The organism is Butyrivibrio sp. VCB2006 (assembly GCF_000420945.1).
GTDB lineage: Bacteria > Bacillota > Clostridia > Lachnospirales > Lachnospiraceae > Butyrivibrio.
Window position 1 is genome coordinate 138309 of sequence record NZ_ATVX01000007.1, and the last position, 25987, is coordinate 164295.

Annotated in this window: 13 protein-coding genes; 12 read left to right on the forward strand and 1 reads right to left on the reverse strand. The window is 42.0% G+C overall.

Annotated elements, in window-relative coordinates:
* Positions 1-80: 80 nt before the first annotated feature.
* From G613_RS0108970 to G613_RS18615, 8 genes are all read left to right on the forward strand, one after another.
* The gene (locus G613_RS0108970) at positions 81-965 is read left to right on the forward strand and encodes an HAD family hydrolase (RefSeq protein WP_029232343.1); all 885 of its coding nucleotides are present in this window, start codon (positions 81-83) and stop codon (positions 963-965) included.
* A gap of 33 nt (positions 966-998) precedes the next feature.
* Positions 999-2141, forward strand: coding sequence for a glycosyltransferase (locus G613_RS0108975; protein ID WP_029232344.1), 1143 nt, complete (start codon positions 999-1001; stop codon positions 2139-2141).
* A 97-nt stretch (positions 2142-2238) separates the two neighbouring features.
* Positions 2239-3348, forward strand: coding sequence for a DegT/DnrJ/EryC1/StrS family aminotransferase (locus G613_RS0108980; protein ID WP_330361453.1), 1110 nt, complete (start codon positions 2239-2241; stop codon positions 3346-3348).
* A gap of 63 nt (positions 3349-3411) precedes the next feature.
* Positions 3412-6225, forward strand: a complete 2814-nt coding sequence (locus tag G613_RS0108985; protein ID WP_029232346.1) for a YfhO family protein — start codon at positions 3412-3414, stop codon at positions 6223-6225.
* Between the two features lie 16 nt (positions 6226-6241).
* The gene (locus G613_RS0108990) at positions 6242-8008 is read left to right on the forward strand and encodes a hypothetical protein (protein ID WP_029232347.1); all 1767 of its coding nucleotides are present in this window, start codon (positions 6242-6244) and stop codon (positions 8006-8008) included.
* A 35-nt stretch (positions 8009-8043) separates the two neighbouring features.
* Positions 8044-9624, forward strand: coding sequence for a hypothetical protein (locus tag G613_RS0108995; RefSeq protein WP_155828055.1), 1581 nt, complete (start codon positions 8044-8046; stop codon positions 9622-9624).
* A gap of 18 nt (positions 9625-9642) precedes the next feature.
* The gene (locus G613_RS18610; RefSeq protein ID WP_029232349.1) at positions 9643-10194 is read left to right on the forward strand and encodes a serine O-acetyltransferase; all 552 of its coding nucleotides are present in this window, start codon (positions 9643-9645) and stop codon (positions 10192-10194) included.
* Positions 10191-11156, forward strand: coding sequence for a glycosyltransferase (locus G613_RS18615; RefSeq protein WP_029232350.1), 966 nt, complete (start codon positions 10191-10193; stop codon positions 11154-11156). Before G613_RS18610 ends, G613_RS18615 begins: the two co-directional genes overlap by 4 nt.
* Positions 11157-11211: 55 nt before the next feature.
* Here the strand turns inward: G613_RS18615 and G613_RS0109010 are convergent, their stop codons facing one another.
* Positions 11212-12165, reverse strand: a complete 954-nt coding sequence (locus G613_RS0109010) for a hypothetical protein (protein ID WP_029232351.1) — start codon at positions 12163-12165, stop codon at positions 11212-11214.
* Positions 12166-12492: 327 nt separating this feature from the next.
* On the opposite strand from G613_RS0109010, the gene rd reads away from it, so the two are divergent.
* The 4 genes from rd to G613_RS19470 all read left to right on the forward strand — a co-directional run bounded on the left by rd (position 12493) and on the right by G613_RS19470 (position 25839).
* Entirely contained in the window at positions 12493-12651 is a 159-nt protein-coding gene (gene rd, locus G613_RS0109015; protein WP_029232352.1) for a rubredoxin, read from the forward strand.
* A 125-nt stretch (positions 12652-12776) separates the two neighbouring features.
* On the forward strand, positions 12777-13202 hold the full coding sequence (locus tag G613_RS0109020; protein WP_029232353.1) for a sugar 3,4-ketoisomerase: 426 nt from the start codon (positions 12777-12779) through the stop codon (positions 13200-13202).
* Positions 13203-13250: 48 nt separating this feature from the next.
* Positions 13251-14549: a DUF6056 family protein gene (locus G613_RS0109025; protein WP_029232354.1), complete on the forward strand. Its 1299-nt coding sequence runs from the start codon at positions 13251-13253 to the stop codon at positions 14547-14549.
* A gap of 214 nt (positions 14550-14763) precedes the next feature.
* Positions 14764-25839: an InlB B-repeat-containing protein gene (locus G613_RS19470; RefSeq protein WP_196805050.1), complete on the forward strand. Its 11076-nt coding sequence runs from the start codon at positions 14764-14766 to the stop codon at positions 25837-25839.
* Positions 25840-25987: the final 148 nt, after the last annotated feature.

Sequence of the window (25987 nt, forward strand, 5' to 3'; positions counted from 1 at the left end):
CTGAGCTGCAATTGTAGAACAGAAGTAAATACACTGATTAGTGAGTGATTAGGGGGATATCACGGGAAAAGGAGAACAATATGTTCACAAGAAAAACCAAGGAAGATAAACCCGTTGTAGCAATTTGCTATGATTTTGATAAGACTCTTTCGCCAAACGATATGCAGGCCCAAGGGTACATCCAGTCTGTAGGCTATGACGTTGATGAGTTCTGGAAGGATTCAAACAGCGTTGCCTTTGCCAATGAGATGGATCAGAACCTTGCCTATATGTACAAGATGCTTGACGAGGCAAGAGGACGATTTGTCTTTAACAAACAGGCTCTTATGGACTATGGCTCTAAGGTTCAGCTTTTTAACGGCGTGGAGGAATGGTTCGACAGAATCCGTGAGTACGGAAGAGAGCACGGCGTTATTGTAGAGCACTACATTATTTCCTCCGGGTTAAAAGAGATGATTGAGGGAACCTCAATTGCCAAGAAGGGCGTGTTTGAGCAGATTTATGCCAACAGCTTCTACTATGACGACAGAGGAGAAGTTAAGTGGCCTGCAATGGTTGTTAACTATACCAACAAGACCCAGTTCCTTTTCAGAATCGAGAAGGGCGTACTTAATCCAAATGACCCTATGGTCAACGACTATATCCCTCTTGAAGAGGTTCGCGTGCCCTTTAGAAACATGGTTTACATTGGGGATAGCGATACAGATGTACCTTGTATGAGACTTGTAAATGCTTATGGCGGACATTCAATCGGTGTTTACAATTCCGAGACTGGCGATAAGACCAAGGTTTACAAGATGATGCAGGAAGACAGAATCAAATATTTTGCACCTGCAGATTACACAGATGGTAGCGAGCTGGATAAGCTTGTTAAGATTATTATTGATAGAACTCAGGCCAATGAGAAGCTTCACGAGATCCATTATCAGATGAAGAGAGAGTATCTTGAGGCAGAAAAGAACTGACGAATATTGTATATGTGATTGGAAAATGTAGCAGTGAGTAGACTACTTATTATCAATTCTGTTCTGGGCTTTGGCTCCACAGGGCGAATCGTCCTCGATATAGCCAGGGATTATGAGCAGAAGGGCTACGAAGTAAAAGTTGCATACGGAAGAAATATGAAGAAGCAGAGCGGAGGTTCCTCCGACAAGGCTTCTGAATATGATAGATTGGGCGTTCGCATCGGAAACGATATGGACGTCTATTCGCATGTTTTGCTATCCAGGCTATCGGACAAACACGGCCTTTATTCCAGGGCTGTCACCAAAAAGTTCCTTAAATGGGCGTCTGAGTATGATCCCGATATCCTCTGGATGCACAACATTCATGGTTATTACATTAACTATGAGATGCTCTTTGAATGGATAAAGTCCAGGCCTCAGATGAAGGTTAAATGGACACTGCATGACTGCTGGACTTTCACAGGGCACTGTGCGTATTTCACGTACGCTAAATGCGATAAGTGGAAGGAAGGCTGCAATGATTGTCCGCAATTATCTTCTTATCCGGCTGCCATGAAGGATAATAGCCGGGAGAATTACAGGCGCAAGAAGGCTGCTTTCACGAGTGTACCAAATTTGACGATTATTACTCCTTCCATATGGCTTAAGGAGCTGGTTAATAAAAGTTTTCTTTCTGAATATCCGGTTGAAGTTCAATATAATTCTATAGATACGAGCGTGTTTAAGCCAACTCCTAGCGAGTTCAAGGTTGCGCACGGTATTCAGGAAAAGAAAATGGTGTTGGGCGTGGCAAGCTTTTGGGAAAAGAGAAAAGGCCTGGATGATTTTATTGAATTATCCCAAAGACTTGATAAAGACAAGTACAAGGTTGTCTTGGTTGGTCTAAACGACCAGCAGAAAAAAGAACTGGAAGATAACAATATAGATATTTTGGCTGTACCAAGAACATGCAGCCCTACAGAACTTGCGAAGATATACTCCGCGGCGGATGTATTTGTTAATCCTACTCTTGAGGATAATCTGCCTACAGTTAATCTGGAGGCGGAAGCCTGCGGAACACCGGTTATAACCTATGATACCGGAGGCTGCAGAGAGACGATTAAGTCCGATAAGAGCAAGGCAATTCCACAGAACGTGGATTCCATTGTAGAATCTTTGAGAAATATGGACATGTAGTGATCTTGTATATGTAGTTAAGGAAAACAGTATAAGCACTAATCATCAGTAACATACAGTAATGATGAATGACAGGTAGTATAAAAGGTATACGAATATGAGTACAGAAATGAAAATCCCATTTGTTAGTTTTAAACCTTTGGAAAAAGAGCTGGATAAAGATCTCCGCGCTGCTTTTGAAAGAGTATACGAAAACAGCTGGTACATCGAGGGAAAAGAAGACGAGAAATTTGAAGAGGAGTTTGCAAAGTACTGTGACAGCAAGTATTGCGTAGGCGTTGGTAACGGACTTGACGCTCTTATGCTGGCTCTTAAGGCTCTTGGAGTAGGGGATGGAGATGAAGTAATCGTTCCATCCAATACCTATATTGCTACAGCCCTGGCTGTAACCTATGTTGGAGCAACTCCTGTTTTTGTTGAGCCGGATATCAAGACCTTTAACATCAATCCGGCGCTTATAGAAGAGAAGATAACAGACAGAACTAAGGCTATTATGCCTGTTCATTTGTATGGTCAGGCCTGTGATATGGATCCTATCATGGAGATTGCAAAGAAGCACAATCTCTTTGTGGTAGAAGACTGTGCTCAGGCTCATGGCGCAACATATAAAGGAAAAGTCATTGGCTCTTTTGGCGATGCTGCAGGATTTAGTTTCTATCCGGGCAAGAACCTGGGTGCACTTGGTGATGCTGGTGCAACAGTCACAAATAACAAGGAACTTGCAGACAAGATCAGAGCTCTTGGTAATTATGGCTCAGACTACAAGTATCACCATATCTATAAGGGCAACAACTCAAGACTTGATGAGATGCAGGCAGCATTCCTTGCAGCCAAGCTTCCTCATCTTGATAAGGTAAATGAGAATAGACGTGCTATTGCAGATAAATATCTTAAGGAAATAACTAATCCTGAGGTGATTCTTCCATTCGTCCCGGATTATGCAATTCCTGTATGGCACATTTTTGGAATCCGCTGCAAGAGAAGAGATGAGCTTGAAAAGTTCCTTAATGAGCGCGGAATCATAACTAATAAACATTATCCTATCCCTATGCACCTTCAGGAGTGCTATAAGGATCTTGGATTTAAAGAAGGAGATTTCCCTATTGCAGAGGAAATCAGTGCTACAGAGCTTAGCATTCCTATGTTCTATGGCATGACAGATGAGCAGATACAGTATGTAATTGATGCAATAAACGATTTCAGATAATAAGTTTATGTTATTTCTGCGGTTAAGATGAGACGGCAGAATTGTAGCTAATGGGGAAATATTGTGAAAAAGAAAAGTTTTGTGTTTTTTTACCTGATTTATACAGCATTATTTGCAGCAATGGTCTACGCTGTATTCCATGCGTTCTTTGAGGCAAATGCTACCTTCGTAAATATGGCGGATGCTTTCAGACAGCACCTGAAGGCTCTGGCCTATTATTCCAAGTGGATGAGGGGAGTACTCTATCATCTGTTTAAAGAGCATTCTTTTGACCTTCAGACCTATTCCCTTGGAATGGGCTATGGAACAGACATCTATCCAACCCTGCAGTATTACGCAATCGGAGATCTCTTAAATCTCCCGGTGGTATTTGTTAAGAATCAGTATATCTACATCTATTTCCAGATTGTAATGATGCTAAGGCCTTATCTTGCAGGTATTACATTCTCAATGCTTGTATTCTACCTTCGTCCGAAGGCTTCCAAGGTTGGAGTAATGGCAGGAATGTTCAGCTATGCACTGTGCACATTCTTTATGTTCCTTGGAATTTGGCATCCTTTTTTTGCAAACCCGCTTATCTATTTTCCTCTTGTAATTCTCGGCGCTGAGAAGATTATCAGAGAAAACAAATCGGCATTATTTGCAGTTTCGATTTTCCTTGCAGGCAGCAACAATTTCTTTTTCTTTTACATGATGGTGCTTCTGACTATCGTCTACGTTATCATCAGGGTAGCCTTTACCTATGGGAAAGATATGCCTAAGTGGGGACAGATGCTTGCTAAGTTCATGATTTCCGGAGTTATCGGTACCATGATGGCAATGATTACACTTCTTCCTGTAATTATGGCCTTTCCTGCAAACCCAAGAGTTAGCACAGGAATAAGACTTCCTCTTTTCTATACCAAAACGTACTATCACGAGCTTATTAGAAATTTCTTTAGCTTCGTTTATCACGGCCTTTATGATACACAGATCGGCCTTAACGGAATAATTCTTTTACCCTTTATTCTGCTGATTGTAAAGCTAGTTTGCAGCCTGATCTTCAGAGCCAAGGATGAAAGCAAAAAGCAGAAAGATAAGATAAAGTCCAGATGGCAGTTATTTGTGGTAATGGCTGTTCTCATCCTATTTGTGTGCATTCCGGCAGCAGGCTATGCACTTACAGGCTTTGCTTACACTATCAATAGATGGACCTTTGCCTTTGCACTGGCTTCAGCCTTTATGCTGGTGGATCTGTGGGACGATCTTTTTACCATGGATGTAAAAGAAATAGCGGGAGCCATCATTATTGGGGCTTTGTTTATCCTGATATGCCGTAACACTCATAATCTTGAGTACGCAAATGCAAGGACAGAGCTTGTGATTGCAGGCATTGCACTTATTGTCTGCTGCATTGTAAGCCTTGCAGGAAGTGTTATCAGAAGCGAGAGTGGAAACGTTGATCCGAAAAAGAAAACTCCTTTACATTTCATTGTTAAGGAGTCTGGGGAAACAATCATCCTGGCAGCAACACTGGTTGCAATTGTATTTAACGGTTATTATGGCTACGATCCTAACCAGGGCAACATGATAAGGGAGTACTACACAGATGTGACTCCTGATGATATGCATATTCTTCTTGAGAGTACCGAAGTTCAGGCTGTTATGGAAGCTGCTGAGGCTACAGGAACCGAGAAAGACAGCTTCTACAGATATACAGGCAGAGATATGGTATGGAATGCCTCTCTTATCGAGGGTATTTCATCAACTCAGTTCTATTGGTCTTTGGCCAATGGCGTTGTTTCCGATTATTTCAAGGAAATGGGTAACAACGATCAGCAGAACTTTGCTTACTATGCCCTGGATGACAGAACTATTTTGAACTCTCTTGCAGGAGTAAGGTATTACAGCCTTCGTTTCAACACAGAAGAAGAGTGGAGATATGTGCCTTTTGGCTATGCCCACATTCATGACAGATACAATTTTGCTATATTTGAAAACCAGGCTCCAATGTCTCTTGGTTATACCTATTATTCAATAATTCCGGAGTCAGAGTATCAGAGCATTCCTACGGTTAACAGGCAGGAAGCGCTTTTGTACGGAGCTGTTGTAGAGGATGGAAAGAGTTCTCTCTCCTATGCAGAGCCTGAGTATTCACTTATTAACTGCCCTATTGAGCTTTCCTTTGAAGGCGAGATTCAGCCTGAGGATGGTAAGTGGGTAGTGGACGGAGACGCATCTGTTCACATCAAGTTCAGTGGCGCTGAGAACTGCGAGACATACCTTTGGTTTGACGAACTCTATGTTAATGACGCTGCCACCGATTATCCGTTGTTTACAGTTAAAGCCCTTGCCCAGGGAAATGAAGTAACTCACAAGGATATCTGGTACAAGACTGAGGACAACCAGTTCTACAGCGATTGGCACGACTACTTCCTCAATATGGGATATGCTCAGGGTGCCAAGGATGAGATAGTAATAAACTTCACGATTCCAGGAACATACTGCTTTGACGATCTTGGAGTATATTGCCAGCCGATGGATAATTATGTTAAGCAGCTTGGCGTTCTTCGCACAAACATGCTTACAGATATAGAACTTTATAAGAATCCGATTTCTTATGCAACCAATAAGATTACAGGTAACATTACTTTAGAGGACACAGGAATTATGTGCCTGACACTTCCCTATTGCAAGGGATGGACTGCCTATGTGGATGGGCAAAAGAGTGAGCTTCTCAAGGTAAACACCATGTTTATGGGACTTGAAATGCCTGCAGGAAATCACGAGATAGTTCTTAAATACCACACACCGGGACTACTTCCTGGATTTATTCTTATGGTGCTTGGTATTGTGCTGCTGGTTGTATTGGTTAAATATGAGAAAAAGCGGAACTGATTTGGAGAGAGTGGATATGGCCGAAGTAAGATTAGCTAATGGAAGTAACAAAAAGAAGATGACCAATGTTTTCATGTGGGTATTCATGGTCTTGGGAGCTCTTTTTACCCTATTTCTCATATGGAAAAAAGACTTCTACATGGAGAACAGTGATATAGCCTCCGACATGATTCTGGGAAAACTTCTCTCTCAGGAGGGCGGAATCCTTAGTAAAAACTGGTTCTATTCAACAGAACTTCATGTGATCCATACTCAGCTTCTGTATAAGCTGCTGTTCCATATCTGGCCTGATAACTGGCTTATGGTAAGGCTTGCCGCTGCGTTAGTTTTCCTGGTTCTGATTGTGGCATCCTTCCTGTTTATGACAAAGGCCCTTGGACTTAAGGAAGAGGGACTTCTTGCAGCAAGTATCCTGACATGGCCATTTGGACAGTGGTACGTAAGAATCGTAACCTTTGGTCAGTCCTATGTTACTTATTTCATAATCGCCTTTGTTTCCATGGGACTGTTCTTTAGAGCAGTTCAGGGAAAGAGATATAATGCCAAGACTTCTGTTCCTGCAAAGGATGGTAGCGCGTTTACAGGTATGAGCATTGTATATGCAGTTCTTTTGGCAGTGATTTCCTTCCTGGCCGGGCTTGGCGGCGTAAGACTTCTGATGATCTGCTACGCACCATTATTTGCTACAAGCCTTGCAGTAATGCTCTTTTCACATTTTGCGTACTTTACTAAAAAGGAAGGTGCAAAAGAGTTTGGAACATCAGCAAATTTAGCATTTATATTCGCCCTTATTCCATTTGTCTTTTCCTGCATCGGACTTGCTGTTAACAGAAAAGTCCTTTGCCAGAAATATAACTTCCAGGATCAGTTTAGAGAGACCTGGAGAGATTTCTCTTTTTCCAGAATACTGGACACACTGTCAGATTCCCTGACACTTTTTGGATGGCATGCTGAGGTTGGCTTTGTGAGCTGGCAGGGACTTATCAACTGCCTTAACTTCCTTCTGATTGTGGGGATTGTGGCTAGTATCATTTATGTAATCAAGAATATCTGGAGATTCAGACCCATAATCCAGCTGTTCCTTGTTTATGTGGGAGTTCTGACACTGATTACAACAGTAGTTCTTTCCTGCAGTAACAAGTATTATTCTTATTATTGGCTTCCTGTAATTCCGTATTTCCTGATAGTGCTGGCTCTTGCACTTTTCAATCCTAGTGTTGATGAGGGTGAGCAGTGGGACAAGTTTGAGTTATCAATGGTAAATGCCAGCTACGGAAGATCACACAAGAATGTTGGAGCATATGTTGCTCATTACAAGACCGCTATTTGCGGCTTCATCGCTGCTGCAATAGCTTTTGCAAGTATCTCGGTTTACGCTGATCCCAATCCTCAGGATATTTACCAGGATTATGCAATAACCGACGCTATCATGTGGCTTAGAGATAGCACAGACTACGAGGAAGGCTTTGGAATGTTCTGGTCCAGTAACGTTATCAAGGCCCTTACAAACGGCCGAATCGATATGCACACTGTTATGGATGTTGATCATATCGATGACCTTGGATCTGAGTATCCATGGCTTCAGGAAGTAAGACATACTGAGGAGTTCCCTGAGGGCAAGTTCTTCGTAATCGTAAGCGCAAGGGACTATGATCTTGGAAATCAGGGCTCAGCCATGATCTTTGGCCTTGGAGATCACTTGATCTACGGCAGTGACAGTGCGTACATTTATGGCTTTGAGAACATGGATGATTTTGTGAATTCAAGGAATTCGCTGTGGTAAGGCATTGGAAATTTGTTTAAAGGATGAAGTGCGGGTTGATTAAATATATAAACAAACATCAAAAGCTAATATGCGTTATCCTAGGCATAGTGTTGATACTGTCGCTGATACCGATATTTATTATTTCGGGATATGATGCGGCAGCAGGAGATGACTACAACTATGGGGCTGGTGCGCATCAGGCGTTTCTTGCTACAGGCTCAGTTCTGGCCGCGGTTAAGGCTGCATGGAAGACAACTGTTGATACCTGGAGCGGTTGGCAGGGAACCTGGTTTGACTGCTTTGTGTTCTGTCTGCATCCGGAGGTATTCTCTGATTCAGCCTACGTGATAGTGCCGTATATATTCCTCATAATGCACTATGTGATGTTTCTGGTTCTGACGCACCATTTCCTCAAAGTGAGATGGAAGCTTGCCGGAAACTATTGGCTTCAGATTGGACTTTTGTACTTACTGTTTGAAATTCAGCTTGTACCTTCTCAGAAATCAGCCTTCTTTTGGTGGGTTGGCTGCGTACATTATGTAATGCCAATGTTCATGGCAATTCTGGGAATTGTCTGGGGCGATAAATTTCTTATGGAGCATAAGATAAGGGATTTGGTAGGTCTTTTTATTATCAGCGCTCTTATGGGCGGTGCTACATATCCTGCGGCGCTGCTTCTTCCTATAGCACTATTCCTGCTGTGGCTTGCGGATTTTGTCCTTGGTGGCAAAAGAGATAAGAAGGACTTATGGTTATTGATTCCGTTGGCGGCGCTGGCTGTAGGACTTGTTATCAGTATGATTGCTCCGGGAAATGCGGTGAGATCTGCTTCTGACATTAAAGATGGAGCTCAGCCCACAAGCGGTATTTTTGATACTATAATCAGTTCTTTCGTTTTATCTGTAAAAGAGGCCGGGGAATTGTTTATAGGACAAAAGGGCTTTGTGCTGATTGCGCTTCTGCTGATCATTCCGCTAACGATTGCGGCATTTAGAGAAATTCAGGAAAAGAGTCTTGCTATATCCCATAACTATGTGGTAGACAAGGATTATGAGGCTATAAGGAAGGCATTTTCACATCCGATACTATTTATTCTTGTTATGTTCTGCCTCAATGCCAGCATTTATGCGCCTAGAGTTTATGCAGGTGGAATCGTATCAAGCGGATATATGAATTTCAATTTCTGGACATTCTTTGTTTGCTCAATTGGTATTGTGATTTATGTTATCGGATGGATGATGCTGGTGAAGGGTTGGAATATCTGCGAGCGTACAATTATGGGAATATTATCTTGGACCGGATTTGTTCTTGTAATGCTGGTAATTGCCTTCGTCTCAAGACATGGAGTCAAGAAGTATACAGACTATGTGTGCATGGAGTACTATCTGTCAGGTCAGGCTGATGACTACAAGGCGCAGATAGAGCTTCAGAGAAGGATTCTTAATAGTGAGGGCACAGAGGCAGTTGTTCCTGAGATTAACAACGAGCAGGGACCGCTAATGCAGATGCCTATTGTAAGTGATCCGGACAACGTGGATAATTACATGGCCAGAATCTTCTATGGCAAAGAGAAGGTTTGGTCAATTCCAAGAGACCAGTGGATAGAGCAGTACGGTGCAGAGTACGGTTATTAAAAGAGGGAAGCATTTAGTATGGGAAATGAAAAACAGGGGAACTCATTTATTAGCATAATTGCTGCGGATCTGAGCAGAATAATAGAAAAAGATGCCTCTTTTGGCGATTTTCTAAAGACTTATTTTTTTCCAAAGGGAACTACGTTTCCATATATCTTCTGGCTTAGAGCGGTAAGCTGTTTGAAACAGAAGAAACTTAGAATCCTTGCAGTGTTGCCTTATGCCATTATGAGGCATTATGAATACAAGTATGATATTCATGTAAACTCAAATATTCACATTGGCAAAGGTTTGCATATTGTTCACGGAGGCGCGGTATATCTTAACTGTAGCAGTATTGGTGAAAACTTTACTGTGTATCAGTGCGTAACACTTGGAAGTAAAAAATACGGAAAAGAATGGAAAGATGAAATTCCTTCTGTTGGAGATAATGTGTCAATATACAAGGGCGCTACTGTATGCGGCAAAATCCATATTGGGAACGAAACCATTATTGGTGCAAATGCCTATGTTGACAGTGACACCGAAGAAAAATCAGTAATAATCGGACCGGCTGGGAGAAAAAGATGAATAAAGAAATTGATGTAAGCGTATATATGCTTACTTACTATCATGAAAAATATGTGAGACAGGCCATAGAAAGTGTTTTGGCTCAGAAAACAAAATATACATATGAACTGGTTATTTCAGATGATTATTCTCAGGACGGTACCAGGGATATTTTAAAAGAGTATGCAGAAAAATATCCTGAAATAATCAGACTGAATCTAAATGAAGAGAATGTGGGTATTCCAACAAACATCTATAGAGCGAGAACCATGTGCCGCGGCAGATACATCACCCAGTTGTCCGGAGATGATTATTGGATCAGAGATGATAAGCTGGACATAGAAGTTGATTTTTTGGAAAAACATCCTGAATATATAGCGGCTCTCAATGCAGTAGAACTTCGAATGAACAATGAGACTAAGGGCTATGCTATTGTTCCCGGGGATAAGAAGCAGCTAAACAAAGAGTACACAATCAGAGATTATGAAAAATGCGTACAGATTGGAACTCATGGAAATGTTATGAGGAATTTCTTCCTAACGCAGGAAGGCAGAGATTATTTTGCACAGGCCCAGGAAATTAGTAAGTTCGTTGATGATGCGGTAGATGAAGTGTTGATTCTAAGGAAAGGCCCAGTGTATGCCCTTGATTTAGTAACAGATGCTCACAGGGTAGTTAGCTCTACTGAAGAGAAAAAGAACTATAATTCAAGGTATTCAAGAATTGAAAAGTTCAGACATCACATCGATTTACTTAATGGTATGAGCTCAAGATGGGCTGACGAAATAGATTTTTCAAAGTGGTATGCAAATATATATGCCACAGGCTTCCTTAGCATGCTGGTCAGCAGGGATTTTAAGGGATATGGTGAGATAATTAAGACTATTCCGGATAGATACAAGAAGCCGTTCGTCAAGGGGATTTACATCACTTCAATTCCGAAGATGTTTGCATTTGTGTTTGGAAGGTTGAAGAGACACTGAATAAAGATATAATAAAGGCTGCCTATCACAATGATAGGCAGCCTTCGTTGTAGGTTTAATCTGCTACAATTGGTTCTTTTTCCTCAGCATCGATTTCTGCGAAGAGATCATCTATATCATCATCTTTAATGCCCATAGCAATTAGTCTTTTGCGGGTTTCGTCTTTTGGCCTTTTCATCTGGCGGTCAAAACGAATAGTTGAAAGACCAGCTTCGAATTTCGCATCACGGATTATATAATGCTTCTCATCAACCCATCTCATATATTTTGTGGTTACCTCCTTTTTATGCTTAATCTTGGTAACGACATTATCAACTGCGTCAATATCAGGATTGGACACTTCAGGTTTCTTTCCTGATACAATATATTCTAGCATCTCCTGCAGGTTTTTGCTATGCGAATCAGATTTGAATAGCCCTTCACTTACAACCTCATCAAAATTAGGGCGACCTTTACAATAGAAATAAAGATGTTTTACTCCATCATCGTAGCTAATAGCAGGATGTGAAACGAGAGCCGATGCTGCAACATAGCACATATCGCCTACATCAAAAGGATCGTATGAAGATATGGTTATTGATACATAGTTTGGAAGTTCGTTGTAGGCGGTATTTGTTTCAAGTCGTTTTGAATCCTCAAGAGCTCCATAGTATCGATGCCTTCGCGGTAACTCTTTTTTATCCTTAGGTCTGTTTTCCATTTCTATATCTACTATCGATGCATCAAGATAATCTTCAAGTTCATCCTGGGTAATTCTGGCATCCATCCTGATTCCATGATAGTTGGAATTAAGACCGTTTAGCTGCTTTTGACATTCAATTCGGATATTCTTAAATTCTTTTCCATAAATAGATTTAAGAATCTTGCCTATGATAATCTGAGCATCATCATTGTCTTCTATGGAGCTGTCAAACATGAAATTCTCAATAAGAGTCATTTGCTCTATATCTCTTTTGGCCTGCTCCAAAGTTATTTTGGGCAGCGTTTTATTTGTTGTTATTGTTGTCAAAAAATATCTCCTTTGCGTGTATTCTAATATACCGATTACTGTGCACATAGGTCGGAAAAATCTGGTGAAAACCAGTAGGATAAGGCAAATAGCCTTGCATTGTGCCCAGAAATGAGCACAGAGTCTAGCTTATCACATAATTCTTAAGAAATACCATCGAAATTTCTTAAGAATTCGTGTATATCGCTTTGCCAATCAACAAAATTCAAATTACAGTTAATTTATGTGTGTATAAAGTTTACAATATCTTTATAAATAGGGCATTACAATGCTGATATAATTTTCATAGACAAGTTTGTTGATATCTTTTCAGAAGGAGGATCTTTTATGAAGTACGTATGCAATACATGTGGTTACATTTACGATGAGGCAGCAGGTGATCCTGATAACGGGATTGCTCCGGGAACAAAGTGGGATGATCTTCCTGCAGACTTTGTTTGTCCGCTCTGTGGCGTAGGTAAGGAAGACTTTTCAGCACAGGCCTGAGAAGGAATTTGAATATGATTTGATAACTCCGCGTATGGTGTAAAGACCTGCGCGGAGTTTTTGTGTGTAAATGGCGCCGGTATGCTATAATACTACATAGTGAAATGATAAGAAGGGAATAAGTTATGCAGGTAGTTAAATATATGTTCCAGCCCCACGGTGATGACAGAGGCCAGCTGGTGGCACTGGAAGAGTTTAAAGATATACCATTTCAGATAAAGAGAGTTTATTACATGTACGACACTGTAGCTGGTGTGGTGCGTGGTAAGCATGCTCACAAGAAACTGGAGCAGATTCTGGTTTGTATTCACGGAAGCTGCAAGATCAGGCTTGATAACGGAACTGAGACCAAGATTGTGCCGCTTGAGAAGCCCTATGAGGGACTTTATATTTCCAACGATATGTGGCGTGAAATGTACGATTTTTCACCGGATGCTGTACTTATGGTTCTTGCGTCCGAGCTTTATGATGAGAGCGATTATATCAGGGACTATGATGAGTTCATTGAAATGACCAGACAGAAGATTGATGTCGGTCATGATAACGATTAACGGTAGGTTTGTATATGTCTAACGATGACAATGCATAGGTAAGAAAGAATGAACTCCAAGAATAGATTAAATAAAACAAGCTTCCTGCATATATTTTGGTTTGCAGTGATAGCTTTCATAACTTACAAGGCACCGCTTTATGTGGATGATTATCAGCATATGACATCATTTGCAGATGGAACGCAGATTACGTCAATTGCGGATATTTTCCCGTCGGTTGCCACCTACTACATGACCTGGGGCGGAAGAGCAGCTTCTATGGTATTTATTCAGCTCTTTTTAATGCTTCCCAAGGTGGTATTTGCACTGGCCAATGGCCTTATTTATGTGCTAGTGGTGCTGGCCATAGACAGGTTTAGCTTTAGTGATGGCAGTGATGAAACCATCGATTTTGTAAGAATCGGATTGTTATACAGCTTTTTGTGGTTCTTTATGCCGGACTTTTCTGAGGTTATTACCTGGACCACAGGAACTATCACATATCTGTGGACTAATCTGATAATCCTGACCTTTGGATTCATGTATTATAGGGCCTATTTGAAAAAGAAGAACGGCATAATATTACAGACAGTTGGAGCATCTGATAACAGTAAGAATTCTGCAGAAACAGTATCAGATGGAAAAAGAAACGTTGCAGTTTCAATTATCCTTTACGCAGTTCTTGGCTTCCTTTCAGGTCTTTCCAACGAGGCCGGCGCTTGCACTATGATGTTTGCACTGCTTCTATTCTTTATCTTTATGATTAGAAATAAGTACGCAGTAAAAGTTGAGCAGATTGTTGGCGCAATATTCTGCCTTATAGGAACAGGAATGCTGATGCTGGCTCCGGGAAATTTTGTGAGAGTATCAGCATCCAGCAGCGCTGAGGCAGGAAGCTTTATTAGGATATATGCCCACAGAATCGGAAGAGAAACCTTCTATAGCTTGATGTTTCTGCTTATTCCCTTTGCAATTTGTGTGGCCATGTCTCTTTTTGCTAAAAAGAAATTCAATATCTTCTGGCTGTTTGCTTTTGTCAGCATTTATGTACTGACCTTTGCTGCTGGCTTTGCCAACAGAGTATTCCAGCTGCCACTGCTGCTCCTCGCGGTGTCCCTCACTATGTCAATTAGTGAGATAGTCAGAAGAATTGCAGACTCCAAGGCATCGAGTGACTCGAAGATTCTTACAGATATCAAAAAAGGTGCATGCGCATTTGTATGCCTTATGATGCTGATGGTTGTGGTTGAAGTTACAGCCGGAATGCTTTATTCCAAGGGAAAAGATTCATTCTTTGACAGGCAGATGATTTACTATCACATTTATGATACAGAAGGCCTGCTTCCGGGAAACGGTTTGGGAGAATGATAATTTCATAAGTTAAATTATGGAGAGCTTCTTTGAAGGGGCTCTCTTTTTTATGCGTCAACGAAATTACAAATCAACGCCTCCTTGAAATTATTGAAATTTAGTTGCCAAAAGCGCGTTTTTTTATGATTTTTTTATGGAATTGCAGACCTCCTTTAGTAATAATGTAAACAGGATAGTATGTGTATCATGGAGGATTGTGAGGTTCATGAAGTTGACGAAGAAATTACTTTCATTATTACTCATAGGAACAATGGTGGTTGGAAGTGCGCAGCCGGTATATGCTGCGGACCCTATTCTGCCTGAAGATATTTACGGGGCTTCCCCTGCAGGATCAAGTGCATCATCAGAAGCCAGTGACATTATTATTTTTGATGATGACGATCCGGACGGAAATCCGGATAACACACCGGATAACGGTGGCGATGATTCTGCCTCCACAGGAAGCGGGGCAGCAGCAACCGGAAATACTATAAAGAGCGAAGATGATCTTCTCATCATCGGAGATGATAAGGATAACAGCAATGAGGAAGATAGCTCAGAGGCGACTTCAAGCGCATCCTCAGAGGAGGAGAGCTCAGAGGCAGCATCCAGTGCATCTTCTGAAGAGGACGCAGCTAATCTGGCATCTTCTGAAGGACCGGAATTGGAAGAACTTCCTGATGAACTTCCGGAGGACTTCTATAAGGTATTTCCTACCGGAGGAATTGTCAGAACAGACGATGAGTATAGCGTAGAAAGCGTTTCAGTTGGTAAAAGGCGTCTTCTTAGATCTTCAGGATCATCAACTTCTTCATATAAAACTCCAAATCTTCCTGCACTTAGGGATCAGGGTTCTTATGGTACCTGCTGGGCTTTTGCTACAACTGCCCTGGCAGAAATAAACCTGGCGCAGCAGGGATATGATCTTGATTTGTCAGAGCTTCATCTGGCTTATTTCGCATACAATACAGAAACAGATCCTCTTGGCGGAACAGCAGGGGATGTTTTTGATGTTGCCCCTAACATTAATCTCCTTAAAAAAGGCGGATTGATTGAGTTTGGTCTTACAACATTCGGAAGATGGATTGGTGTTGCAGATGAGGCAACAGCTAATTACGAAACAGACAGCATGTCAGCCAATACATCCGGTCTTGATGGAAAGCTTGCTTATGAGGATGTTGCTCACGTAGTTAATTACTATGAGGAGCCTATTGAGCATGACGTTGATAAGATTAAGTCAGATCGACACTCTAATATTAAGGCCCTTATTCAGAAATGTGGTGCTGTAGGAATTGATTTTTGTGCTTACAATAGTATGTCAGATGCCTATGATGATGCTGTTTATAAGCTCAGCACCAATGCTTATTATAATCCGGATTTTGATTCACAGACCCAAGATCCTAATCATGCTGTAGTACTTGTTGGTTGGGATGACTCTTTTCCTGCAACAAACTTTGCAACTGAAGCACCCGGCGATGGAGCTTTCCTTGTTAGAAACAGCTGGAGAACAGGGGATGATTCCAAGAATGACTATAGCTATTCAGGATATTTCTGGATGTCCTATTATGAGACCAGCTTTGGACAATCAGCACAAGCAGCGGAGTTTGAGCTGGCATCTGACTATGACAACAACTACCAGTATGACGGAGCCATGGATCACCAGGCAGTATGGGGTGATAAATATGCCAATGTCTTCACAGCTCATGCCAATGGATACTATGGCGAAGAGTTAGAAGCGGTAGCATTCTATACTTATAACTCAAATGTAAAATACGAGATAAAGGTTTATACAGGAGAATTCACAGATCCATCGAACCCTGAAAGCGGCGCTTTGACTGTAACCAGAACCGGAAGTACCACTTATGCCGGACAGTATACAGTTGACCTTGGTCAAAGTATTCCATTGAATGCAGGAGAGCAATTTTCTGTAGTTGTCACTCTTGAAAAGCAGGGGGGCGCATATCTTGGCGCAGATTACACAGTTAGTCTCATGGGAGTTGGCAGCAGTACAATCCATTCTGAGGCAGGACAGAGCTATGTATATAGAAATAATGCATGGTCTGATTATGGTGCCAATGAGACTACAGGAAATCTGTCCATTAAGGCTTTTACAAACAATATAGAAGCTAGCGCTACTGCTGTAGCAAAAGATATCATAATAAGCGGACTTGATAATAACGGTGAGCTTTCTGTTGGCGTTGGAGAATCAGTAAAGGCTATTGCTACAGTTGACCCTGCAAATGCTTCTAACAGAACAATTCTTTGGGAAAGTAGTGATCCAAGTAAAGCCACTGTCTCAGATACAGGAATTATAAGAGGTGTGGCAGCGGGAACAGCAACAATTACTGCCACTATAGCAAATACAAATATCAGTAAGAACTTTACTATAAATGTCATTACAAAGCTTCTTGATATTGGCCTTGGCAAAGATTTTTTAGGAAATGCAATTGTAGGAAGAACCTACCAATTTAGAGCATACACGGAACCTGATTCCTATAAGGCAAAAAATAAGACAGTTTGGTCTACAACTACTCCTACCAGAGTGGAGGTTAATACTACAACAGGTGTTGCCAAGGTATTAAAACCAGGTACATTTACCATCGTGGTAACAATTGATGATGTCACAAGGACCTTTACTTACTATGCATTTCCTTCATCATCTGATTATGGCTATAAGGTTTCTTCCGACAATACAGTGACCATCAGGTGGAAAGGAACGTCAGACGCTCAGCAATATCGTATATATATCGATGACAAATGTGTTGATATTCCGGCTGATAAGGGTGATGAAGAATACACCTACGTGGATGAGACCTACAAGGGAAATCTAACTGCCACAAAGGGCTACTATACTATTGGCTATGTCATAGAAAACCTTGAATATAAGATGAGTTTCTATGTGACTTTTGCCGAGAGATACAACATCACTTATGAATTATACGGCGGAACTCAGAATCCTGAAAACCCTGATAACTACGCTGCCGGAGACTCATTCCAGCTCAAGGCACCTACTCATCCTGTAAAGGGCTACACCTTTGGCGGATGGTACAAGGATGCAAACTTTAAGACACCTATTAGCTCCATCACAGCTACAGATAGAGGTGATCTCAAGTTTTATGCTAAGTACAACAAGACAAACCTTAGCGCTGTTAAGATTGAGGGCTTTGCAGATTCTTTTGACTACACAGGTGCAGAGCGCAGGCAAGACGATGCTAAGCTGTACATGAATGTTAGCGGGGAAAAAATCTATCTCGATGAGGGAGATGATTACGCAGTTTCCTACTCTGCAGATATTACAAATGCAGGAACCAAGACTGTTACCTTTACAGGTAAGAACGGATTTACAGGTACTCTTCAAAAGACCTATAAGATCAATACAGTAAATATCCAGAGCGGATTTAGTGCAGAGGAGCCAACTATAGCAGTTACCTTCGATACAGCAGATGGCCCTGATGAAAATGGAATCTACTCATTCCCATATGCTAAGGGAGCAGTAACTCCTGTTCCTGTTGTTACCTTTACTGCAGGGGATGAAGAGAGAGTCCTTGTAGCAAATACTGACTATACTCTTACCTATGCTAATAACACAGTTTCTGCCAACGCAGGGGATGCCAAGGCTCCAACAGTAACTATCACTGGTAAAGGAAGCTTCACCGGCATTATTTCTGTTAAGTTTAATATTACTGCCCAGAGTATAGCTGCAGATGGAATAGTACTTAAGGCCAATGATAAGGTCTTTTCACAGGCAGGTAAGAACTTTACTACAGGCTTTGCTGTTTATGACACCAATGGCAAGGCACTGGTAGCCGGAACTGACTATGACAAGAACGTAGTTTACAGCTATGTTGATGATACATATCTCTTTGACGGAACCTTCAGAGCAGCAGGAGAAGTGGCTCTTGATACAGATATTGTTCCTGTTAGAACTGATATGAGAGTTACTGCCTCCGGTAAGGGAAATTACTCCGGATCTATTTCCGGAATCTACCGTATGGTGGCAAGCGATATCTCTAAGGCTACAGTTACTGTAAATACTCAGTACTACGATGGTACACCGGTTGAGCTTACCAAGAACCAAATCGTAGTTAAGGTTGGAAACGATATCCTTGGAGACGAGGAATATGAAATCGTTGAGAATAGCTACAGCGCTAACAATAAGGTTGGTACTGCCAAGTTTACAATAGCCGGTCAGGGTAACTACGGCGGCGAGAAGGCAGCTACCTTTACTATTGCTGCAATGCCATCCAAGACTACTATTATATTCAACGGAAACGGCTCTACATCTGGCTCTATGGCGAACCTTGTTGTTGGAAACGCTGCTACAGTTAAGCTCACAGCTAACAAGTTTGCTAAAAAGAACTATAGCTTTAACGGATGGAATACAGTAGCAGTGCCTACTGAGGAAAATCCGGGAACTTCTTATGAGAACTTAGAGGTAATACCTAAGGATGAAATCCCTGCAGAGGGAATTGTTCTCTATGCTCAGTGGGAGTCCGGAGAGTACACAATTACCTACCACCTTAACGGCGGTGTAAACAGCGAAGATAACACCAAGCTTAGCTATAAGACTAGCGATTCAACCTTCAGAATCTATTCACCTCTTCAGGATGAATGGCCTGTTGGTTATCAGTTTGGCGGCTGGTACAAGGATTCTGCATACAAGACCAGAATCTATGAGGTAACAAACGGATCTGCAGGAAATCTGGACATCTACGCTAAGTGGATTCCTTACACCTATACAGTAAGCTTTAATGGAAATGGCGCAACAGCAGGCACTATGGAGACAGAAGTTTTCTCCTATGGTGTTAAAAAAGCTATCGCAGCCAACAAGTTCAGCAAAAAAGGCGCAGTCTTCATGGGATGGGCTACAAGCGAAGAAGATGCTGAAACTTTGACTGTTGCTTACAAAGACAAGCAGTCTGTAGCAGACATTCTGGAAGCCCAGAACAATGTTGACGCCGGAATAACTCTCTACGCTGTTTGGAGAAATGAGTTTGAGATTAGTTTTGATATGGTTGGAGGAAGCTTTGCAGCAAACGTAACTGCTCCTACTGGATATAGCTACGGAACAGCAGTTACACTTCCAACACCTGTAAAGGCCGGCTATACCTTTAATGGCTGGTTTACAGATGCTACCTATAAGACACAGGTTAAGAGCATCGCCAAGACTAATTCCGGCGACTACAACCTTGTGGCTAAGTGGACTCCATATGTCTACAACATTGCCTTTAACGGAAATGGTTCTACTTCAGGTAAGATGACTAACCAGAAGTACACTTATGACAGCACAGCGACTCTTAACGCTAATTCTTTTGCTAAGAAGGGATACGTATTCGCAGGATGGAGTACAGTAAAGGCTCCAACTGAGGCTAACCCCGGATTTGCATTTACTGATGGGCAGGAGATTACTTCAGATACAGGCTCCTTTGCCCAGTACTTATCATCTGTAAGTGCGCTTAAGAATAACGCTACAGTTACTCTTTATGCGCAGTGGGATGAGACTGATTATCAGATCACACTTGTTACTGACCGCGAGAATGTAGTAGTTACAAGTGGCGGCGATTTGAATCTTACCCGCACTGTAGAAGGTGATTTTACAGCAAGCTACAGCTTTAACCACAACGGAGGTTACAAGCTTCCTGATATAACCAAGGAAGGCTGGAACTTCATGGGCTGGTATACTGACAGAAACTATAAGACCAAGGTTGCCAGCATTGGCAAGGCAGATAGTGGAGACAGAACACTTTACGCTCGTTGGGATACTGCCAAGAATTATGTAATTAACTTTGTTGGAAACAGTGGCAACATTGATGGCGTTACCGGATCTATGAAGCCACAGCAGCTTAAGTATGATGCAGGCGCTGCTCTTACCAAGAACGGATTTAATTATCCTAACCATACTTTCATGGGATGGGCTACAAATGAGTACGATGCTATTAGCGGCGTTGTTACTTATACAAATGGACAAAAGATGGTTCGCCCTGATGCAGCTCTTTTGGTATACAACACTGATACTAACCAGTATGAGACAACACTCTATGCGGTTTGGAGTGATGTATTTACAATTCACTACGAGACTAATGGCGGAACAGCAATTGCAGATGGCTCATACTCAAATATAGATTCAGTTGCTGATGATAATGGCTTTGCACATCTTCCTATTGCGGCAGCAGCTCTTCCTGTTCCAACAAGGGATGGCTATGACTTTGCAGGCTGGTATGCAGATGCAAACCTTAGGACTAAGGTGACATATATTGCCAAGGGAAGCACAGGAAACAAGACTTTCTACGCTAAGTGGACTAACAAGAAATATACAGTTGTATTTTCTTCAGAGGCACCGCTTAAATATTCAGCTTCTTCAGATACGTTTGTAGCAAGAACAACAAGTGGTAAGGGCGGAAATGTAAGCTATACCTTTGGCGGCAAGAATACAATCGCCAAGAATGCGTATAAGCTTACAGGCTATACCTTTGTGGGTTGGTCAACACTCAGTTATAGGGACAGACTTGAGGCTGCGACAGATACAATTGATGAAGAGTTGATGGCAGCAGGTGTGGACTCTACAGATGAAAACCTGCGTATGGACTACTACGACAGGTATCTGGCAGCAAACGATGTAATGTCTGATGATGCTTTCAGAGAATCTACAGATCAGAAGTTCATCGATTTGTACAACGAACTCGATGAAGCAAATAAGAAGAAAGCTGTATCAATTAGTGTATATGCAGTCTGGAAGAAGGATGTTTACACCATAACCTACGTGGGCGTAGAGGATGTGGATAACAGCGCAAACCCTGGCACCTATGATGTAAATGATCACGTGGAACTTGTCGAGCCTGAAGTTATCGGTGATACATTCCTTGGCTGGTATTCTGATAAGAATTACAAGACCAGGGTAAAAGAGATTAAGGCAGGAACAACTGGAAACAAGACCTTCTACGCTAAGTGGGCCAAGACTCAGTACACCATCAGATATGATGTCAATGAGGAAAAAGATACAACTCTTCATGCAGTTCTTGATACTACAGGAGTTGGTTATATCAATTCCTATGACCTTGCCTATGACAGCGGCTACAGACTTGCAGCTGCTTCAAGAGAAGGTTATACCTTCGGCGGATGGTTCAAGGATAAGAACTGCAAAACCAAGGTAGGACCTATTATTTCAAGTCCTACTGTGGATATGACTGTTTATGCTAAGTGGATTCCAAATACTTACGTTGTTTATTTTGATATGAACCAGGATTCAGATCCAAACAAGAGTATTGTAACCGGAACCATGAAGAACATGACAGGCCTTAAGGTGGGCACAAACTATAAGCTCACCAATGTGGGTTACAAGAGACAGTACTATGTATTTACCGGATGGAATACAGAGCGTGACGGAAGTGGTATTTCTTTTGCTAACGGACAGACGGTTAGAGATCTTAGCACCACAAACGGAGATACAGTAACACTGTACGCTCAGTGGCAGATTAATGAGTATTCCATCACTTATCACCTTAATGGTGGTGTGAATAACCCTGAGAATACCAAGCTTATCTACAATCCTGAGGAAGAGACCTTTGCAATCCTTGCTCCGGAAAAAGATACATGGCCGGTAGGTTATCAGTTTGGTGGATGGTACACAGATCAGGCTTACAAGAAGAGACTTTCTGAAGTTACCAAGTACTCAACAACCAACTACGACCTGTATGCTAAGTGGATTCCATATACTTACACAGTAATCTTTAATGGAAACGGCGGAGCAGGCTCCATGGATGAGGAAGTATTCTCCTATGGAGTTAGCAAGAAGCTTGATGCTAATAAGTTCACCAAGCAGGGAAGTGTATTCCTTGGATGGGCTACAAGCCAGGCTGATGCAGATAATTTTGTTGCTACATACCAGAACAAGGACACCGTAGTTAATCTGGTAGCTCCTCAGAACGATGCAGATGGTGAAGCTATCCTTTATGCAGTATGGCGTTCTGACTTTAATATCAACTATGATCTTGCAGGCGGAGAATTTGCTGAAGGCACAGATGTAGATTACAGCTATAACTATGGAACAGCAGTAACACTTAAGAATCCAGTTAAGGTCGGCTATACATTTGGCGGCTGGTTTACAGATACTAACTACAAGACTCAGGTTAAGAGCATTGCCAAGACAGCTTATGGCGATTACAACCTGGTGGCTAAGTGGACTCCATATGTTTACAACCTTGCCTTTAACGGAAATGGTTCTACATCAGGCAAGATGGCTAACCAGAAGTACACTTATGATACAACGATTGCTCTTAACGGTAATTCTTTTGCCAGAAAGGGATATGAATTTGCAGGATGGAATACAGTAAAGAATCCTACTGATGATAATCCTGGATTTGAATTTGTTGATGGGCTTGAGCTTAGCACAGATGCAGGCGATTTCGCTGATTATCTGGCTTCTGTAAATGCCCTCAAGAATAACGCTACAATCACACTTTTCGCTCAGTGGGAAGAGACTCCATATAATGTAACACTTGTAACTGACCGCGAAGATGTAAGCTTTGAAAGCGATGGTGACTTGGATCTTAGTGAGGCAGAAGATGGAATATATACTGCTTCCTACGAGTTCAACCATGCAGCCGGTTACAAGCTTCCTGTTATAGCTTCAGAGGGCTGGTCCTTCATGGGCTGGTATACTGACAGAAGCTATAAGACTCAGGTAAAGAGCATTGCCAAGACAGACAGCGGCGATAAGACTCTTTATGCTAGCTGGGATATGAGCTATACAGTTAAATTTGATGGAAACGGTGCTGATGTCACTGGCACCATGAAAGCTCAGACTATTAAGTATGATGCTGGCGCGACACTCACCAAGAATGCATTCAAGAATTCCGGATACACCTTTATGGGATGGGCTGTAAGTCAGGAAGATGCTGAAAATGGCATTGCTACTTATGCGGATGGCCAGAAGCTTGTTCGCCCTGAGGCAGGTCTTTTGATAATCGATCCTGAAACAGAGCAGTATGGAATGACCTTGTATGCTGTTTGGAGAAATGTATTTACTATTAGCTATCAGACAAATGGCGGAGTTATGCCTGAGGATGGAACTTATGCTACAGCATACTCCAACGTTGACACTATAGCTGATGAAAACGGAATGCCAAGGCTCCCTATTGCAGCACTTCCTACACCTGTTAAGGACGGCTACGACTTTGCAGGATGGTTTGCTGATGCAGGCTTCAAGACCAAGGTAACTTCTATTCCTAAGAATAGCACCGGAGATAAGGTTTACTACGCTAAGTGGAACAGCAAGAAGTACACTGTTGTTTACTCAAATGGCGCTCCGCTAGGCAGAACCGCAACAGGCAAGATCGGTAATCAGAGCTTTGTTTATGGCGGCAAGGGCACAATTGCCAAGAATGCTTACAAGATAAACGGCTATACCTTTGTGGGATGGTCAACTCTTAGCTATGCAGACAGACTTGAGGCAGCAGCTGACGAGATTGATGAGATTCTGACAGAAGAGGGCTACTTTGAAATTACTGAAGCTCTCAGAGTTGAGTACTATGACAGATATCTTGCTGAGAATGACATCGAGGCAGACTATGCACCAGGCAAGGTTGTAACAGGCATCTACGCTAAAGGTGAGGAGCCTGAGTATAGGGCGACAGTCACCCTCTACGGCGTTTGGAAGAAGGATGTTTATCCTATCATCTACCAGAACGTAGCAGGTATTGATAACAGTGCAAATACTGACACTTACACAATTGATGACCATATTGTATTTGCAGAGCCGGAGCTAATTGGAGATACTTTCCAGGGCTGGTACTCTGATGCCAATTACAGGACTAGGGTAAAAGAGATCAAGGCAGGAAGCACAGGCACAAAGACCTTCTATGCTAAGTGGACCAAGACTCAGTACACTATCAGATATGACCTGAATGCAGGTAGCGATCTGTCAGCTCGCTTGAATACTGAGAACGTTGGATATGTTAATTCCTATAACCTTAACTATGACAGCGGATACGTTCTTGCAACAGCTACAAGAAATGGTTATACTCTCGAGGGCTGGTACAAGGAAAAGACTCTTAAGACTAAGGTTAGCAATATTATTGCAAGTCCATACGTGGACATGACTGTTTACGCCAAGTGGGTACCTAACACTTATGTGGTTCACTTTGAGCCTAATGCTGAGGGCGTTACAGGCACCATGAAGGACATGACTCTTAGCGTGGGCAGCAGCTATAAGCTTACAGCCACTGCGTTCAAGAAGAAGTATGACGGTGTAAAGGGCTGGAATACAGAGAGCGATGGAAGCGGTATTTCTTTTAGCAATGGTGATACTGTTTCTAACCTCACCTTTACAAATGGTGAGACTGTTACCCTCTATGCCCAGTGGATTGGCACTTCAGCAAGCGGCACAGTACTTCCTGAGGATTACATTGATGTTACTGATTATGGTGTAATTCCCGATGATAATACCGAGGACAAGCAGGCAATCAACGATGTCATTAAGATGGCAGAAAGCAATGCCAAAAACGGCGGCACAACATGCGTTTATTTCCCTGCCGGAACTTATAATTACTGGCCTGATCATCAGTTTGACACAATGATTGTTATATGGGAGGGCGGAATACAGCTTATTTTTGATAATGACGCTATTCTCAGAGTCGGTGGTAATGATTTTACTGAATACGATACTATTGCAATCAAGAATGCAAGTAACGTACAGATTAGCGGTGGACAGATTGACGGCGGCAGAAGTAGGCACGGAAACACAGGCGGCGAAGGCGGCCATGGTGTCGGCGTTTATGGCTCAAAAAATGTCACTGTTGAGAACATGACTATTTACGGAAACTGGGGAGATGGTGTTTACCTCGGAACTCAGGCAGTTTACTTATTTGATGAAGATAGACAGGACTATAGAGGCTGCGAAAATGTAACTGTAAATAACTGCAGAATCTATGAGAACAGAAGAAACGGCATTTCTCTTACAGATGCTGATGATACTACCATTTCAAACTGCCTTATCTATGATAGCCACGGAACAGCTCCTCAGTGCGGAATCTATATTGAGCCTAACAGTGATTCCAGCGGCGACAAGGTTTGCACAAACCTTACAGTTAAGAACTGCGCTATTACAGCATATCAGAACAAGAATGATCCTGAGTGGATGTGCTTTATGACTCATTACAATCCTTATAATTCGAACTACAAGACAGCCAGCAACGTCAAGTTCAAGAACAGCGTATTTAACGGCTACTTTGGTAATTATTCTGGATATGGAATGACATTTGATGGCTGTACCTTCAACGGAACAGTTACAAACCTCAAGAAGGGCAAGTGATCTGGTAAGTAATCTACGGTAAGTAATCTGGCGGCGGTAATACCAAAGAATCATAGACAATCGGAATGGTATTACATGAGAATTGAAATCAAATAGTTGAAGCTTATTAAACCAGCCTTGGCGATAGCCAGGGCTGGTTTTTTGTGTG

Coding starts and splice junctions, on each gene's coding strand:
- G613_RS0108980 (WP_330361453.1), top strand. CDS start 2,239: ATGAGTACAGAAATGAAAATCCCATTTGTTAGTTTTAAACCTTTGGAA.
- G613_RS0109025 (WP_029232354.1), top strand. CDS start 13,251: ATGAACTCCAAGAATAGATTAAATAAAACAAGCTTCCTGCATATATTT.
- G613_RS18610 (WP_029232349.1), top strand. CDS start 9,643: ATGGGAAATGAAAAACAGGGGAACTCATTTATTAGCATAATTGCTGCG.
- G613_RS0109020 (WP_029232353.1), top strand. CDS start 12,777: ATGCAGGTAGTTAAATATATGTTCCAGCCCCACGGTGATGACAGAGGC.
- G613_RS0108970 (WP_029232343.1), top strand. CDS start 81: ATGTTCACAAGAAAAACCAAGGAAGATAAACCCGTTGTAGCAATTTGC.
- G613_RS18615 (WP_029232350.1), top strand. CDS start 10,191: ATGAATAAAGAAATTGATGTAAGCGTATATATGCTTACTTACTATCAT.
- G613_RS0108990 (WP_029232347.1), top strand. CDS start 6,242: ATGGCCGAAGTAAGATTAGCTAATGGAAGTAACAAAAAGAAGATGACC.
- rd (WP_029232352.1), top strand. CDS start 12,493: ATGAAGTACGTATGCAATACATGTGGTTACATTTACGATGAGGCAGCA.